This window comes from Pseudomonas sp. IC_126 (assembly GCF_004331835.1).
GTDB lineage: Bacteria > Pseudomonadota > Gammaproteobacteria > Pseudomonadales > Pseudomonadaceae > Stutzerimonas.
The window spans coordinates 215182-230993 of record NZ_SJSS01000003.1; the positions used below are offsets into that span (position 1 = coordinate 215182).

A 15812-nucleotide genomic window follows, 5' to 3' on the forward strand; every position below is an offset into this window, starting at 1 on the left:
TGACATGACCGTGCTGACGACCCCTTCGACCCGCGCCGACGCTGACGTCCGCGCCATCCAGACGCTGCCTGCGCTGCTGTTTTCTGCCGCCGAGGTCCATGCGGGGCGCACAGCGCTGGAAGATGGCGAGCGGCGAATCGACTATGCCGAGCTGCCCGAGCACGCTCTGGCTATCACCCGCGGGTTGATGGCGCTCGGTGTGAAGGCGGGCGATCGAGTCGCCATCTGGGCGCCGAACTGCATTGACTGGGTGCTGCTGGCCCTCGGCCTGCTATGCGCCGGCGCGGTGCTGGTGCCGCTCAACACCCGCATGAAGGGCGCCGAGGCGGCGGATATCCTGTCGCGTAGCCGTACGCGCCTGCTATTCGTGCAGGGGCAGTTTCTCGGCGTGGACTATCCGGCAATGCTGGCGCCACACCGGCCAGCGGGCCTGCGACATGTAGTGGTGCTGGGCGAAGCCCCGTCGGCTGCGGCGGATTTCAGCCTGGATGCGCTCGTGGCCATCGGCTCGACGGTATCGCCGCAAGCCGCCTGCGAACGCGCCCAGGCGGTGCGCGCGGAAGATCTGTCGGATCTGCTCTATACCTCTGGCACCACCGGCAAACCCAAGGGCGTGATGAATGCCCACGGTCAAAGCCTGCGCGCTTTTGGCGAATACGCCCGGATCATCGGCCTGGTGCCGGGCGACCGTTACCTGATCGTCAACCCGTTCTTCCATTCGTTCGGCTACAAGGCCGGCTGGCTGACCTGCCTGCTGGCTGGCGCGACGATCCTGCCGCATGCGGTGTTCGACGCTGAACAGATTTTCGAGCGGGTCGCCAGCGAACGGATCACCGTATTACCCGGCCCGCCGACGCTGTACCTGTCGATGCTGGCGCACCCGAATCTGCAAAACACCGATCTGGGCAGCCTGAGAATTGCCGTTACCGGCGCATCGACCATCCCGCCGCAATTGATCGAGCGCATCCGCGGCGAGCTGGGTTGCGAGGTGGTGACGACCGCCTATGGCCTGACCGAATGCGGCGGGCTGGCGACCATCTGCGACCCGGCCGCTGCCGCGGAAGTCATTGCCGGCACCAGCGGCCAGCCCATCCCCGGTACGGAGGTGCGCATCGTCGACGCCGACAACCGACCGGTACCACCGGGGGAGAACGGCGAAATCTGCTTGCGCGGCTTCCATGTGATGCAGGGCTATTTCGACGACCCCGGCGCCACCGCCGAGGCCATCGACGCGGAGGGCTGGCTGCACACCGGCGACGTCGGCAGCCTGGATCCCAGCGGCAATCTGCGCATCACCGGGCGGCTCAAGGACATGTTCATCGTCGGTGGTTTCAACTGCTATCCGGCCGAGATCGAGGCCGCACTCGGCGAGCATCCGGACGTTGCATTGGTGGCGGTGATCGGCGTTCCCGATGAGCGCATGGGCGAGGTGGGCTGCGCCTGCGTGGTGCGCAAAAGCGGCGCGATACTCGACGCATTTGACCTGATCGCCTGGTCGCGCGAACACATGGCCAACTACAAGGTGCCGCGCAAGGTGGTGTTCTTCGAGCAACTGCCGACCAACGCATCGAACAAGATCGACAAACTGAAGCTGCGCGCCGAACTGTCCTGAGCGATCCAGGCAGTGAATGATCGGCCAGCCGTGACCTGGCCGATCCCGATTTCGCCCATCAGAGGCAAGCGATTCATGGACCACGACAACAATACTTCCAGGTCTCCCTTCAGCCCCCTGCGCATCGGCCCGCTGACGCTCAGGAATTGCTTCATCAAGGCCGCGACCAATGAAGGCATGTCCATCGGTGGAGTGCCCAGCAAGCAGCTGGTGCGCTTCCACGAGTCGATGGCGGCTGGCGGCACGGCCATGACCACGCTGGCCTACTGTTCGGTCAGCCCCGACGGGCGAACGCTGCCGGGCCAGATCGTGCTGCAGCCGGACAGCCTGACGCATCTTCGCGTGCTGACCGATGCGGTGCACCGACACGGCGCCGCGGCCTCGGCGCAAATCACCCATGGCGGCTGTTTCACCTTTATGCCCGAGCGTTCGACGCCCCGGCCGTTGTCCGCCAGCGGTGGTTTCAACAAGATCGGCATGCTCAGCGGCATGTTCCGCAAGCAGGCGATGACCGAGGCGGACATGGATCAGGTCGTCCGCGAGTTCGCCCAGGGCGCCCGGCTGGCGCGGGAGGCGGGGTTCGATGCCGTGGAGATCCACATGGGTCACGGCTACCTGCTCAGCCAGTTCATCTCGCCGCTGTACAACAAGCGCCGCGATGCCTACGGCGGCAGCCTGGAGAACCGCCTGCGTTTTCCGCGTCAGGTATTGCGTGCGGTGCTCGATGCGGTGGGCAGGGACATGGCGGTGCTGTGCAAATACAGCATCACCGAGGGGGTGAAGGGCGGCAATCAGCCCGAGGACGGCGTGGCCATTGCGCGCCAGCTCGAAGGTGAGGGCGCGAACATGCTGGTGCTCAGCGCCGGCATGAACGCCGAGTCCATCACCACCATGTTCGGCTCCTCGTTTCCCAAGGAAAACCGCGTGCGCCCGAGCAATCCGCTGGTGGCGGCGGCCATGGCCATTCAGCAACTGCGCGAGCGGCCGGTGGACTTTCGCGAGTTGTACCTGCTGGAGCATTCGCGGCGAATCCGCCAGGCCGTCGAGGTGCCGCTGGCCTACTTGGGCGGGGTCACCAGCCTGCGCGGCGTCCAGCAGGTGCTGGATGAAGGCTTCGACGCGCTGGCGCTGGGAAGGGCGCTGATCGCCGAGCCGGATCTGGTCGCCAAGTTTTCTTCGGGCTCCAGCCTGCAAGGCATCTGTACGGCGTGCAATCGGTGCGTGGCGATGATGTATACGCCGGGCGGTACCAGCTGCGTGCTTGGTGCCCCAGGTGACCCGGTGCTCAATGCCCAGGCGGCGGCTTCCTGAGTTTTCCAGGGATGTGGTTGTTCGTGTTTCATGGCGGTGACCATCGGGTTGGCGAGTTTGAGGGGCTGACTGAACGGATCGCTGTCATGGCGATTAGCGAGTCGTTTGAGAGCTTGGTTTCGCCCTGCTGGGCGACCCACTTTTTCCAGTCGCGGAAAAAGTAGGCAAAAACGCTTGCCCCTGCATCCGGCCCTGCGCTTCGCTTCGGGTTCGTTACTCGCTTCGCTCGCCCTTCGGGCCAGCCTTCGGCTGTTACTACGCTGCGCTCCGTTTTACTCCATCGCTGCTCCGAGGGTCGTCGTACAAGGGCCATCCCTGGCCCTTTACGACTCTCGCCGTATCCATGCGGCTCGCCCTCTGCGCAACGATTGCGCTCACCCTCCTGATGGGGCGTCTGGAGTTGTCTGACAGTTCGGTTGAAATTCAAAAGCCAAAGCAGCATTGACAATCTTCCAGGCGGTTTGGACCGTTCCCGTCAGGACCCGTCGACGGCCCGCCTCTCGGACAAACCAGTACTCGCCCCAAGGTCGGGCACACCCACGGTATGCACCTGCTGCTGTGGGAGGCCGGCCCTCGGGGCGAAGCGTCAGCTTTTGCGTTGCTTGAACACACGCTTTCGCCGCGAGGGCGCGCCTCCTACGAAAGCGGATCGGCTAAGCTACGAAAGCGTGCTTTGGCGCTTGTGGGAGGCCCGCCCTCGGGGCGAACGGCGTTGCGCTCAGAGCCGGGCCTTTCACCAGGCGCGCTACTGCACCCTCGGCTCGCGCGGCATGCCTAGCGCGCGTTCGGCAATGATGTTGCGTTGAATCTCGTTGCTGCCGCCGTAGAGCGTGTCGGCGCGGGTGAACAGGAACAGTGACTGCAGGCGCGACAGTTCGTAGGGCGCGCCTTCGAGGATTTCCGCCTGTGGCCCGAGCACGTCCATCGCCAGCTTGCCCAGCTCGGCGTGCCAGGTGGACCAGGCCAATTTGTAGATGGTCGCCTCGCGGCGCAGGCTGCCATCCTGCGGGCCGGAGAGCATCCGCAGCGAGTTGTAGCGCAGCACCCTGAGACCCGCCCAGGCTTGGGCCAGGCGCTGGCGGATCAGCGGGTCCTCGGCGGTGCCGTTATCTTTGGCAACACGGATGACCTCGTCCAGCTCGTTCTGAAACTGCATCTGCTGGCCGAGGGTGGACACGCCACGCTCGAATCCCAGCAGCGCCATGGCGATCTTCCAGCCCTCGCCCGGCGCGCCGATCATGCAGGCCGCCTCGGCTTCGGCATCGTCGAAGAACACCTCGTTGAATTCGCTGGTGCCGGTGATCTGCTGGATCGGCTGCACGCTGATGCCGGGTTGGTCCATCGGCACAAGCAGGAAGGACAGGCCGTGATGGCCGCGGCTGTCCGGGTCGGTGCGCGCCAGCACGAAGCACCAGTCCGACTCGTGGGCCAGGGAAGTCCAGACCTTTTGTCCGTTGATCCGCCAAGTGCCGCGCGCGGCGTCGAATTGCGCGCGGGTCTTGACCCCGGCCAGGTCAGAGCCGGCGCCCGGCTCGGAATAGCCCTGGCACCAGAACTCGCGACCTTCGAGGATGCCGGGCAAGAAACGCGCACGCTGTTCGTCGCTGCCGAAGGCCACCAGGGTCGGGCCGATCAAGCCCTCACCGATGTGCCCCATGCGGCCGGGGCCGCCGGCACGGGCATATTCCTCGTGAAAGATCACCTGCTGGCTGATCGACAGGCCGCGACCGCCGCACGTGCTCGGCCAGCCCAGACCGATCCAGCCACCCTTGGCCAGCTCGCGTTCCCAGGCTTTGCGTTCTTCGGGAAACATATGCTCGTCACCCGGTCCGCCGCGAAAGCGCAGCGGCTCGAAGGCGCCCCGTAGGTGCTCGGCGAGCCAGCCGGAAACTTCCAGGCGAAAGGCCTCGTCTTCTGCACTGAATCCGATCTTCATGTGAACTGCTCCAGAATCAGGTGGGCCAGGCGCTCGCGGTGCTGGACGGGGCTTCCGAACAGCTGTTCACCGGCGCGGGCGCGTTTGAAGTACAGGTGCGGGTCGTATTCCCAAGTGAAGCCAACGCCGCCGTGCAGCTGGATCGATTCGGCGGCGCAGTGCATGAAGGCTTCGCTGGCGTGGATCTTGGCGACGGCGCTGACTTCGCCCAATTCGCCTGTAATCAGTCTGTCACCTTCGGCTGAGAGCACTTCATGGGCCACACAGGCGGCGTAGTAGCAGGCCGAGCGGGCGCTCTCGATCTCCAGCATGAGATCGGCGCAGCGGTGTTTGATGGCCTGGAAGCTGGCGATGGAACGGCCGAATTGCTGGCGCTCGCCGAGGTAGGCCAAGGTCAGATCCAGGCATTGCTGGGCGCTGCCGGTCTGCTCACAGGCCAGCGCGATGGCAGCGAGTTGCAGCGTGGTGTCGAGCAAATGCGCGCCCGCGCCGGGCGCGTGCAGGCATTGATCGGTCGATACCCGGACAACCTCCAGCGATACGTGCCCGAGGCGCCGTGTCTGGTCCAGGGTGGGCAGGGCGCGACGGCTCAGGCCCGGTTGATTGGCCGATACGGCGAACAGCCCGATGGCGTCGTTAGGGCCGCCTGCGAGTTGCGCGGCAACGATCAGCAGATCCGCCTCGGCGCCGTCGAGCACCGCCTCGCAAACACCGTCGAGCCGCCAGCCGTCACCCTCGGCCATGGCCTGCACCCCTTGCGGCAGCACATGCCCGGCGCGCGTGGTGGCCGAGCAGGCGAGCGTGGCGGTGAGGCTGCCGGCCGCTAGTTCCGGTAGCCAGCGTGCCTTCAGCGCCTCGTTATCGCTCAACAGCAGCGCCGGGGTGGCGACGCAGGCGCTGGCAAAGAACGGCGAACTGAGCAGTCGCCGGCCCATCTGTTCAAGCAGGATGGCCTGCTCGACGAAACCGAGGCCGAGGCCGCCGTGGTCTTCCGGAATGATCAGAGCCGGCCAGCACAACTCGCCAGCGATCTGCCGCCACAGCTCGCCGTTGTAGCGGTCGCTCTCCATCGCCGCTCGCACGGCGGTTGAATCCGAGGCCTTGGCCAGAAAGCCGGCGGCGCTCTCCTGGATCATCAGTTGTTCATCGCTCAAGGCGAAATCCATGTTCGGGCTCCTTCGGGCATCGATGGCCGGCAGCCTATGGCACGCGCGCGCCGGCGGAATCCTCGATACGGACTAGGGGCTGTTGACGTTTCGTTCGCGGCCGCGCCGGAGCCTGTTTTTGTGCGAGGCAAGGCACGAGGAGTGAAGTTTGGTTGTTCCAAATGAGCGACGAGTAACGCCGCATCGCGTAAAAACAGGCCCGGCCCGCAGGGTTGCGCAGCAACGCGGCTCGCGACGAAACGTCAACAGACCCTAATACCCCTCGAAGGTCGGCCGGCGCTTTTCCAAGAACGCTTGCATGCCTTCCTTCTGATCGCGCGAGGCGAACAGCAGGGCGTTGGCCTTGCGCTCCAAGGCCAGGCCCGCTTCGAGCGAGGCGTCCATGCCGGCGAGAATGACTTCTTTGATTTGCTCGGCGGCCAGCGGCGGCATGGCGGCAACCAGGCGCGCCTGCTCCAGGGCGTGAGCCTGCACCTGGTCATCGGCTACCACTTCGCTGACCAGCCCGGCGACCCAGGCTTCATGGGCGGTGATCGGCCGGCCGGTGAGGGCCATCTGCATGGCCTTGGCCTTGCCCACCGCGCGCAGCAGACGCTGGGTGCCGCCGATGCCGGGCATGATGCCGATGCGTATCTCCGGTTGGCTGAAGCGTGCTCCCTCGCCGGCGAAGATGATGTCGGCGTGCATCGCCAGTTCACAGCCACCTCCGTAGGCGTAGCCGCAAACCGCCGCAATCACCGGTTTGGGGCAGTGCTGGATCGGCGCCCACACACGCTCGGTGTGGCGCTGGAGAATCTCGATGGGGCCGACGCCGGCCATGCTGGAGATGTCGCCGCCGGCGGCGAACACCCGCTCGCCGCCGGTGAGCAGGATGCACCGCACCGCGGGGTCCTGCGCCAGTTCACTGAAATGCCGCGCCAGCAGCGCCTGCAATTCCAGGCTCAAGGCATTGTTGACGGCTGGGCGGTTCAGGCGCAGGCGGACCACACCCTCGGCGGGCCGGTCCGAGAGCACCGTGGGTTCTTCTGCTGGGTTCATGAGCGCGGCGCTCCTCGGGGGCAGGAAGGGTGCGCCGATTGTTGGGGCGTGCAATGGGCGACTCATCGTCCGTTCAGACGACGAGCAGGCTATCCGAGCTCAATACAGTGAGGCCATTGCTTAGACGAGGACGCAGCGATGGATGCCCCGAGCAGCCTGGATTTTCCCGACAAGACCGTACTGGTGACCGGCGGCACCAAGGGCATCGGCGCGATCATCGCCAGCCGCTTTCTGCAGGCCGGCGCGAACGTCGTGGTCTGCGGTCGCCAGGCACCGGAGCGGCTGCCAGAGGGCGGTGGCCGGGTCGCCGAGTTTTTTCCCGTGGATGTGCGTGACGTCGATTCGCTGGTCGCTCTATTCGCCGCTATCGAAGACCGCCACGGGCGGCTGGACGTGCTGATCAATAACGCCGGCGGCAGCCCGGCCGCCGAAGCTGCGACCGCCTCCCCGCGCTTTCACGAAGGCATCATCCGCCTGAATCTAATCGCCCCGCTGAATGTTGCCCAGCAGGCCAACCGGCTCATGCAGCGCCAGACCGAAGGCGGGGTGATCCTGTTCATCGGCAGCGTCGCCGCGTTGCGCCCCTCGCCCGGCACCGCTGCTTACGGCGCGGCCAAGGCCGGTGTGCTGGCGCTGGTGAGTTCGCTGGCGGTGGAGTGGGCGCCCAGGGTGCGCGTGGCCGCCATCAGCCCCGGACTGATCCGTACCGAGCAATCACATCTGCACTACGGCGACGAAGCTGGCATCGACGCAGTGGGCCGGACCATTCCGGCCGGGCGCATGGGCGATCCGGACGACATCGCCAATGCCTGTCTTTATGCCGCCTCGCCGATGGCGGCCTATTTCAGTGGAACCAACCTGCTGCTGCATGGCGGTGGCGAGAAGCCTGCGTTTCTCGCTGCTGCCAACGCCGACCAGCATTGATGCAACCCCGGTGACGCCGCCGGTGGTGGCGTCCAGACAGATCCATCAGGAGGCGAACTTGGCTGATCAAGAGCTGATAGAAAAACTGCGGGCCACGGTCGGACGCGAGTACGGCCGGGTGTACGCCTGGGACCAGGTGAATGCCCCGATGATTCGCCACTGGTGCGAACTCATGGGCATCGACAACCCGCTCTACACCGACCCGGCCTTTGCCCGTGATGCCGGCTACCCCGATGTGGTGGCGCCACCTGCGATGTTGCAGGTCTGGGGCATGGCCGGACCGGACCTGGATAACTTCGCGCCGGGTTCCACCGACGCCAACGTGTTCGAGATCCTCAAGGATCTCGAGGCCTGCGGTTACCCCGGCGTGGTGGCGGTGAACTCGGAACTGACCTTCGACCGCTACCTGCATGTCGGCGAGCGCATCTACTACAGCAGCCGCATCGACGCCATCAGCGAAGAGAAGACCACCGCGCTGGGCACGGGCTTCTTCGTCACGGCGATCATGACCTATTTCATCGAGCAGCCCGACGGCCAGGACGACGAGCGGGTCGGCGAGCTGCTGTTCCGGGTGTTCAAGTTCAAGCCGGCCGAGCGGCCACAGGCAGCCGAGCCGGCAACGGCGAGCCAGGAGGCACCCAAGCCAATGCGCCCGCTGCCGGGCATCAGCGATGACACTCGTTTCTTCTGGGACGGCTGCAAGGAAGGCAAGCTGCTGATCCAGCGCTGCACCGCCTGCCAGACCCTCCAGCACCCGCCGGCACCGGTATGCAGCACCTGCCATAGCTTCGAGCTGGACCACGTCCAGGCCAGCGGGCAGGGCGAGCTGTATTCCTTCGTGGTCATGCATTACCCCGAGGTGGCGCCGTTCGACCATCCCAACCCTGTCGGCCTGATCGAACTGGACGAAGGCGTGCGCCTGATTGCCGGACTGGTCGGTGTCGAGCCGGGTGAACTGAAGATCGGCCAGCGTCTGCAAGTGGAGTTCGCCACGTTCGACGACCGGCTGACGCTTCCCCAGTTTCGGCCGGTGGCCGGGTAAGGAGGCCGCATGGATTTCTCATTCAGCGACGAGCAGCGCGCCATCGCCGAGATGGCGGACGGGCTGTTCCGCGACTACTGCACCGATGAGCGTCAGCGCGCCTGGGAACTGACCGGCGAGCCCTTCATGGGCGAACTCTGGCGGACCTGCGTCGAGACCGGCCTGCATGCCCTGGCGATCCCCGAAGACGCTGGCGGCAGTGGGCTGGGCATGACCGAACTGCTTTGCGTATTGCAGGCCCAGGGCGCGAGCCTCGCCTTGGTGCCGCTGTGGCAGCACCAGCTGGCAGCCGCAACCCTGGCGCGCTGGGGTGGCGATGCTCATGCCGAACAAGTGGCCCGGGCGGCCGAGGGCGGCGTGATGCTTTCGCTGTCGCTCGCCGGCCTTGCCGCGGGGCGGGGTATCGGCTTGCAACTGGAGTCCGTCGAGGGCGGATTCTCGCTATCCGGCGAGGTAGGCGCGGTGCCGCTGGCGGTACAGGCCGACCGGCTGCTGCTGGTAGCCGAGGGTGCGGACGGACCGCGTCTGGTGCTGCTCGACCCGCGCGCCGAAGGTGTCGAGCGCGTCGAGGGCATCGCCAACCACGGCCTGGCGGTCGCGGACCTGCACTGCCACAACGTGCTGCTGACCGCCGAACAGGTGTTGCCAGAGGCCGCGCTGACCTGGCTGGAAACACGCGCCATCGCCGCCACCGCCGCGCTGCAGCTGGGCGTGAGCGACGAGCAGATACGCCGCACCGTGGACTATGTCAGCGAGCGGCGTCAGTTCGATCGCGCCATCGGCTCGTTCCAGGCGGTGCAGATGACCATGGCCGACGCGCGGATCGCCGCCGAGGCGCTGCGCTCATCGCTCTACCAGCTCTGTTATCGACTGGACCAGGGACTTGGCTGCGAATCCGAAGCCCTGGCGACCCGCTACCTCGCCTGCGAGGCAGGGCACCTGATCGGCCACAAGACGCAACACGTGCACGGCGGTATCGGCGTCGACCTGACGTACCCGATCCATCGTTACCTGTACTGGAGCCGCGACCTGGGCCTGGCCCTGGGCGGACCTGCCGCCACACTCGATCGACTCGGACAGTGGCTTGCCAACAACGACACGCTGGGATGGAAATATGACCTCGAAGAAAACCAAGGCATTCGCTGACGTCACCCTCGGCGAAAAACTGCCGGAGCAGCAACTACCCGTCACCGTGATGTTGATCGCCGGAGGCGCCATCGCCACGCGCGATTACGTACCCGTGCACCACGACGTGGAGGCTGCGCGGGCTCAAGGCGCACCGAACGTGTTCATGAACATCCTGACCACCAGCGCCTTGGTGCAAGGGTTCATCGAGCAATGGAGCGGGCCGCTGGCGCGTTTCTCGGACCTCAAGATCAAGCTCGGCGCGCCCAACTATCCGGGCGACAGCATGACCTTCAGCGGTGAGGTGAGCGAGCGCGACGAGGCGAGCAAGCGCGTCGTCGTCACGCTCAAGGGCAGGAATTCCATGGGCAACCACGTGACCGGCACGGTCACCGTGGCCCTGCCGTGATCAACCGGAGGCAGTGTTCATGACCCAATCGAATCTTTCCGCCCAGGCGGCCATCGTCGGCCTTGGTGCCACCGAATTTTCCAAGAACTCCGGGCGCACCGAGCTGCGCATGGTGATGGAAGCGACCCTCGCGGCGCTCGAAGAGGCCGGCATCGATCCCAAGGAGGTCGATGGTTTCAGCAGCTACACGCTGGACAAGGTGCCCGAATTTGAAATCGCTCGGCTGCTCGGCAGCGAGCAGGTGCGTTTCTTCTCGCAGATCCCGCACGGTGGCGGCGCCGCGTGCGCACCCATCATGCACGCCGCCATGGCAGTGGCGACGGGCGTGGCGAAAACCGTGGTGGTCTATCGCGCGATGAACGAGCGTTCCTGGTACCGCTTCGGCAATGGCAGCTACGGTTTCGGCAACACGCCGATCTTCGAGAACGTCAACTACGGCTGGTACATGCCCCACGGCTTCCACACCCCGGCGGCCTGGATCGGCATGTTCGCCCAGCGCTACATGCACACCTACGGCGCGACCTCCGAGGACTTCGGGCGTGTGGCCGTGGCGGCGCGCGACTTCGCCTCGACGAATCCGAACGCCTTCTTCTATGGCAAGCCGATCACACTGGAGGAGCACCAGGCCTCGCGCTGGATCTGCGAGCCGCTGCACCTGCTCGATTGCTGTCAGGAGTCGGACGGCGCGGTGGCGATGGTCATCACCTCGGTCGAGCGCGCCCGCGACCTCAAGCAGAAGCCGGTCATCATCAAAGGCGCCTCGCAGGGCATGGCGCCGGGGCAGCAGTCGATGACCTCGTTCTACCGCGAAGACATCACCGGCCTGCCGGAGATGGACGTGGTGGCGCGTGAGCTATACGCCCAGGCGGGCATCGGCCCGGATGCGATCCAGACCGCCGTGATCTACGACCACTTCACTCCCTTTGTACTGCCACAGCTGGAGGCCTTCGGCTTTGCGCCGCGTGGCGAGGCGAAGGAATTCGTCCGCGCCGGCCATCACGCCCGTGGCGGCAAGCTGCCGATCAATACCCACGGCGGGCAGATCGGCGAAGCCTACATTCACGGCATGAACGGCGTCGCCGAAGGTGTCCGTCAGGTGCGTGGCAACGCCGTCAACCAGGTGGAGAACGTGGAACACGTGCTGGTGACCGCCGGTACCGGTGTGCCAACCAGCGGCCTGATTCTCGGCGTGGCCTGAGGAGAGCGAAATGTTCGTTGATCTCACCGATGAGCAGAGAGCCCTGCGCCTAAAGGTGCGGGACTATTTCAATGGGCTGATCAGCCCCGAGCTGCGCATGCAGATGCGTGGCCGTGAGGGCGGCGAGGAGTTCCGCGCGCTGATCCGCCAGATGGGTCGGGACGGCTGGTTGGCCGTCGGCTGGCCGAAGGAGTACGGCGGGCAGGGCTATGCCGCCACCGAGCAGTTGATCTTCTTCGAGGAAGCTAACATCGCGGGCGCGCCGCTGCCATTCGTGACCATCAGTACCGTCGGGCCGGCACTGATGGAGCACGGAACCCCGATGCAGAAGGAGCGTTTCCTGCCCGGCATCGCCGCTGGCGAGATTCACTTCTCCATCGGCTACTCCGAACCTGATGCGGGTACCGATCTGGCTACGTTGAAGACGGCGGCGCGCCTTGAAAACGATCACTTCGTGGTCAATGGCAACAAGCTGTGGACCTCCGGGGCCGGCAATGCCGACTTCATTTGGCTGGCGGCGCGCACCAATCCCGAGGAGCTGCGCCACAAGGGCATCTCGATCATGATCGTGGATGCCCGGAGCGAAGGCTTTTCGCATACCCCGATCCCCACTTGCAGCGTGGCTACGACCGCCACCTACTACGACAACGTAAAGGTGCCGAAGGAGATGCTGGTGGGGCAGCTGCACAAGGGCTGGAACCTGATCACGTCGCAGCTCAACCATGAACGGCTCGGCCTCGGCGCCTGGGGCGACAAGGTGGTCGGGCTGTTCCGCCGGGTCTATCTCTGGGCGCGCACGCCGGATGAGAGCGGCCGGCGGGCGATCGATCGGCCCTGGGTGCGTCAGCTGCTCGCCGAATGCTATGCGCGCACCGAGGCGATGCGGCTGATCAACTTCCGCATCGCTGCGGAGTTGGAGCAGGGCCATATGGACGTCGCGCTGGCCTCCACCACCAAGGTCTACGGCTCGGAATCGGTCATCGAGATCCTTCGCAAGCTGACTGAGGTAGCGGGCGCCAACGGCCTGGTCCGTCCCGGCAGCTCTGCCGCCTTCCTGCTCGGCGAGCTGGAGTACGAGGTGCGCGAAGCGGTGACGCAGACCTTCGGTGGCGGGGTGAACGAGCTGCAACGCGAACTGATCGCCCAGTTCGGCTTGGGCATGCCGCGCGCGGTTCGCTGAAACCTTAGGCGCCGGGCCTGTCCCGGCGCTGCTGCGTCCCGAGCGACGCTTTTCGCCGACGGGATTGCAGGCTTCTTCATAACAAGACAAACCTTCCGGAGCCTGTCATGAGCATTTCCTACACCCCTGCGCGGCCTTGCCGTGTCGAAGATGTGCCTGCCTGGGATATCGAGACCGACGTGGCCATCGTCGGCTTTGGCGCTGCCGGCAGTTGTGCGGCGATCGAGGCCTGCGCCGCCGGCGCCCAGGTGCATGTATTCGAAGTCGCCTCGGCCGCTGGCGGCAGCGCTGCGCTGTCCGGTGGCGAGGTCTATGTGGGCGGTAGCGGCGGGACGGATGTCCAGCGTGCGGCCGGTTTCAGCGACGACACCGAGGACTTCTACCGTTATCTGCTGATGTGCGGCGGGCCCGCAGCCGATGCCGAGCGCGTGCGCTTGTACGCCGAGCACGGCGTCGAGCATTTCGGCTGGCTGCGCGAACAGGGCGTGCCGTTCAAAGGCACCTACCTGCCAGGCAAGTGGATCGAGCCGACCACCGACGACACGCTGTTGTGGTCCGGCAGTGAAAAGGCCTGGCCGTTCAGCGAGGTTGCCCAACCGGCGCCGCGCGGGCATACCGCGCAATTCGTGGGCTGGGGCGGGGGCAAGGTGCTGATGGAGGTGCTGTGCGAGCGCGCCGTTACCCTCGGCGCCCAGGTGCATTACGGCAGCCGCGCACTGACCCTGGTGACCGACCGCAGCGGTGCGGTGTGCGGGCTGGTGGTGCGCCTGGACGGTCAGCCACGCTTCGTCCGGGCACGCAGGGGCGTGATCCTCTGTGCTGGCGGCTTCATCGCTAACCCGGAAATGGTGCGGCGCTTCGTGCCGGCGGCCGAGGCCTGCCAGCAGCAAGTGACGGCTGGCAACGACGACGGCAGTGGCATCCGCATGGGTATCGGCGTCGGCGCGGCGGCCCTGAACATGCAGGAATTCTTCGCCACGCTGCCGTTCTTCCCGCCGGAGTCCTTGGTCAAGGGCATCTTCGTCAACGCGCGTGGCGAACGCTTCATCAACGAAGACGCCTATCACGGGCGGGTCGCGCATTACGTGCTACGCCAGCCCGAGGGTCGCGCCTGGTTGCTGGTGGACAACGAAATCTTCGGCAGGCCAATGCTGCAGCCGGACATCCTGGTCGCTGCGGTGGGGGAGAGCTGGGAGGAGGTCGAGGCGGAGCTGGGCCTGCCCGCCGGTGCGCTGACGCATACGGTAGCGACCTTCAACCGTGAAGCTGCAGAGGGTCGCGACCCACTGCTGCACAAGGCCGCCGATTGGCTGCGCCCACTCACCGAACCACCGTTTGCCGCGCTGAGCTATTGCGCCGGGGATTTCAGCGGCCACGCCTTCACCCTCGGCGGGCTGGCCACCCGGCCGACCGGCGAAGTACTTGACGTCGACGGCCAGTCCATCGCCGGGCTCTTTGCGGCCGGGCGCACCGCCTGCGGTCTGCCGCGCTGGGGTGAGGGTTACAGCTCCGGTCTGTCGTTGGGCGACTCCACCTTCTTTGGCCGGCAGGCGGGGCTCAGGGCCGCGATGGTTTGAACGTGCCTGGGCGGGCTCGTCCATCCGGACGACGCGCCGCCTGCTAGCCGGCCCTTAGATTCGATCCACCCGTTCGACGACTCTCAGTTTTCAAGGACATGCGATGAGCACTATCGAGCAGTTCCGCGACGAGACAAGGGCCTGGCTGGAAGCCAACTGCCCCCCATCCATGCGCACCCCGATGCCGGAAGACGAGCTGATCTGGGGTGGTCGCGACATCCATTTCAAGACCGATGACCAGCGCCTGTGGTTCGAGCGCATGCGCGACAAGGGCTGGTTCGCTCCCGATTGGCCGACCGAGTTCGGCGGCGGCGGGCTCGACCCCGAGCGCCAGGCGGTGCTGACCGGCGAGATGCGTCGTCTCGGTTGCCGTCCGCCCCAGATCAACCTCGGCATCTGGATGCTTGGCCCGGTGCTGCTGGAGTTCGGCAGCGAAGCGCAGAAGCGCGAACTGCTGCCGCCTATGGTGCACGGCGAGATTCGCTGGTGCCAAGGCTTCTCCGAGCCCAACGCCGGTTCCGACCTGGCCAGCCTCAAGACCAGCGCCCGCGAGGACGGCGATGACTTCGTCATCAACGGCACCAAGATCTGGACCTCCTACGGCAACAAGTCCGACTGGATGTACGCGCTGGTGCGCACCGGCCCGCAGCAGCCCAAGCACGCCGGCATCAGCCTGATCGTGCTGGATATGAAATCGCCGGGCGTGACCGTCACGCCGATCGACCTGATCAGCGGCAAGTCGTCGTTCTGCCAGGTGTTCTTCGACGAGGTACGAGTCCCGAAGAAGAACCTGATCGGCCCGCTCAACGGCGGTTGGACGCTGGCAAAAGCGCTGTTGCAGCACGAGCGCAAGGCGATGTCCAAGTTCAGCGAGTCGGCTCTGCCGACCCATTTCGACCTGCTGCCGCACCTGCGCCAGTACCTGCCTGAGCCCGCTACGCCTGGCGAACATGCCCTGCGTCAGCGTGCTCTGGCCTGCTTGATGGACGAGCACGCCTTCCGCCTGACCACGCGGAGAATGATGGAAGGCATGCGCGCTCGCGAAGACGTGTCCGGAATCATGGCCATTTCCAAGCTGGTGCATTCCGAGCAGGAGCGCGACAAGTTCGAACTGATGCTGGACCTGATGGGACACCGCGGGCTGGGGTTTTCCACCGAAGGCCACGGCGAGCGCGAGGTAGCGATGACCCATGCATGGCTCGGCAGCTTCGCCCAGACCATTGCCGGAGGTTCTTCGGAAGTACAACTGAACGTCATCGCCAAGCGCGTGCTCGGCCTGCCGGATAGCAAGTAG

13 protein-coding genes are annotated in these 15812 nt (G+C 65.7%); 10 read left to right on the top strand and 3 right to left on the bottom strand.

Annotated features, from left to right (window positions below):
• Positions 1–4: 4 nt before the first annotated feature.
• On the top strand, positions 5–1612 hold the full coding sequence (locus E0D86_RS11940; RefSeq protein WP_131650253.1) for a FadD3 family acyl-CoA ligase: 1608 nt from the start codon (positions 5–7) through the stop codon (positions 1610–1612).
• Positions 1613–1687: 75 nt separating this feature from the next.
• A complete protein-coding gene (locus E0D86_RS11945; protein ID WP_131650254.1) occupies positions 1688–2923 on the top strand; it encodes an NADH:flavin oxidoreductase in 1236 nt (411 codons plus the stop codon).
• 745 nt (positions 2924–3668) lie between these two features.
• On the opposite strand, the gene E0D86_RS11950 is transcribed toward E0D86_RS11945, so the two are convergent.
• The 3 genes from E0D86_RS11950 to E0D86_RS11960 form a co-directional block, all read right to left on the bottom strand.
• Positions 3669–4859 carry an acyl-CoA dehydrogenase family protein gene (locus E0D86_RS11950; RefSeq protein WP_131650255.1) on the bottom strand — a complete coding sequence of 397 codons (1191 nt, stop codon included), beginning with the start codon at positions 4857–4859 and terminating at the stop codon, positions 3669–3671.
• Complete coding sequence (locus E0D86_RS11955) at positions 4856–6025, bottom strand: acyl-CoA dehydrogenase family protein (RefSeq protein WP_131650256.1); 1170 nt, start codon at positions 6023–6025, stop codon at positions 4856–4858. The genes E0D86_RS11950 and E0D86_RS11955 overlap by 4 nt, the downstream gene beginning before the upstream one ends.
• Positions 6026–6277: 252 nt before the next feature.
• Positions 6278–7063 carry an enoyl-CoA hydratase gene (locus tag E0D86_RS11960; RefSeq protein ID WP_131650257.1) on the bottom strand — a complete coding sequence of 262 codons (786 nt, stop codon included), beginning with the start codon at positions 7061–7063 and terminating at the stop codon, positions 6278–6280.
• A 138-nt stretch (positions 7064–7201) separates the two neighbouring features.
• On the opposite strand from E0D86_RS11960, the gene E0D86_RS11965 reads away from it, so the two are divergent.
• The 8 genes from E0D86_RS11965 (at position 7202) to E0D86_RS12000 (ending at position 15812) form a co-directional block, all read left to right on the top strand.
• Positions 7202–7987 (top strand): SDR family oxidoreductase, encoded by a 786-nt coding sequence (locus E0D86_RS11965; protein ID WP_131650258.1) that lies wholly within the window; start codon positions 7202–7204, stop codon positions 7985–7987.
• 58 nt (positions 7988–8045) lie between these two features.
• The gene (locus E0D86_RS11970; RefSeq protein WP_131650259.1) at positions 8046–9029 is read left to right on the top strand and encodes a bifunctional MaoC family dehydratase N-terminal/OB-fold nucleic acid binding domain-containing protein; all 984 of its coding nucleotides are present in this window, start codon (positions 8046–8048) and stop codon (positions 9027–9029) included.
• Positions 9030–9038: 9 nt separating this feature from the next.
• On the top strand, positions 9039–10175 hold the full coding sequence (locus E0D86_RS11975) for an acyl-CoA dehydrogenase family protein (RefSeq protein WP_131650260.1): 1137 nt from the start codon (positions 9039–9041) through the stop codon (positions 10173–10175).
• Positions 10144–10563 carry a MaoC/PaaZ C-terminal domain-containing protein gene (locus E0D86_RS11980; RefSeq protein WP_131650261.1) on the top strand — a complete coding sequence of 140 codons (420 nt, stop codon included), beginning with the start codon at positions 10144–10146 and terminating at the stop codon, positions 10561–10563. Before E0D86_RS11975 ends, E0D86_RS11980 begins: the two co-directional genes overlap by 32 nt.
• 19 nt (positions 10564–10582) lie before the next feature.
• Positions 10583–11761: a lipid-transfer protein gene (locus tag E0D86_RS11985; RefSeq protein WP_131650262.1), complete on the top strand. Its 1179-nt coding sequence runs from the start codon at positions 10583–10585 to the stop codon at positions 11759–11761.
• Positions 11762–11771: 10 nt separating this feature from the next.
• Positions 11772–12941 (top strand): acyl-CoA dehydrogenase family protein, encoded by a 1170-nt coding sequence (locus E0D86_RS11990; protein ID WP_131650263.1) that lies wholly within the window; start codon positions 11772–11774, stop codon positions 12939–12941.
• A gap of 107 nt (positions 12942–13048) precedes the next feature.
• Entirely contained in the window at positions 13049–14518 is a 1470-nt protein-coding gene (locus E0D86_RS11995) for an FAD-dependent oxidoreductase (RefSeq protein ID WP_131650264.1), read from the top strand.
• Between the two features lie 103 nt (positions 14519–14621).
• Complete coding sequence (locus tag E0D86_RS12000; protein ID WP_131650265.1) at positions 14622–15812, top strand: acyl-CoA dehydrogenase family protein; 1191 nt, start codon at positions 14622–14624, stop codon at positions 15810–15812.

Bases quoted from the DNA above. Each gene is read 5' to 3' on its own strand.
- E0D86_RS11990 (WP_131650263.1), top strand. From the start codon at position 11,772: ATGTTCGTTGATCTCACCGATGAGCAGAGAGCCCTGCGCCTAAAGGTG.
- E0D86_RS12000 (WP_131650265.1), top strand. From the start codon at position 14,622: ATGAGCACTATCGAGCAGTTCCGCGACGAGACAAGGGCCTGGCTGGAA.
- E0D86_RS11980 (WP_131650261.1), top strand. From the start codon at position 10,144: ATGACCTCGAAGAAAACCAAGGCATTCGCTGACGTCACCCTCGGCGAA.
- E0D86_RS11950 (WP_131650255.1), bottom strand. From the start codon at position 4,859: ATGAAGATCGGATTCAGTGCAGAAGACGAGGCCTTTCGCCTGGAAGTT.
- E0D86_RS11945 (WP_131650254.1), top strand. From the start codon at position 1,688: ATGGACCACGACAACAATACTTCCAGGTCTCCCTTCAGCCCCCTGCGC.
- E0D86_RS11960 (WP_131650257.1), bottom strand. From the start codon at position 7,063: ATGAACCCAGCAGAAGAACCCACGGTGCTCTCGGACCGGCCCGCCGAG.
- E0D86_RS11975 (WP_131650260.1), top strand. From the start codon at position 9,039: ATGGATTTCTCATTCAGCGACGAGCAGCGCGCCATCGCCGAGATGGCG.
- E0D86_RS11965 (WP_131650258.1), top strand. From the start codon at position 7,202: ATGGATGCCCCGAGCAGCCTGGATTTTCCCGACAAGACCGTACTGGTG.
- E0D86_RS11955 (WP_131650256.1), bottom strand. From the start codon at position 6,025: ATGGATTTCGCCTTGAGCGATGAACAACTGATGATCCAGGAGAGCGCC.
- E0D86_RS11985 (WP_131650262.1), top strand. From the start codon at position 10,583: ATGACCCAATCGAATCTTTCCGCCCAGGCGGCCATCGTCGGCCTTGGT.
- E0D86_RS11940 (WP_131650253.1), top strand. From the start codon at position 5: ATGACCGTGCTGACGACCCCTTCGACCCGCGCCGACGCTGACGTCCGC.
- E0D86_RS11995 (WP_131650264.1), top strand. From the start codon at position 13,049: ATGAGCATTTCCTACACCCCTGCGCGGCCTTGCCGTGTCGAAGATGTG.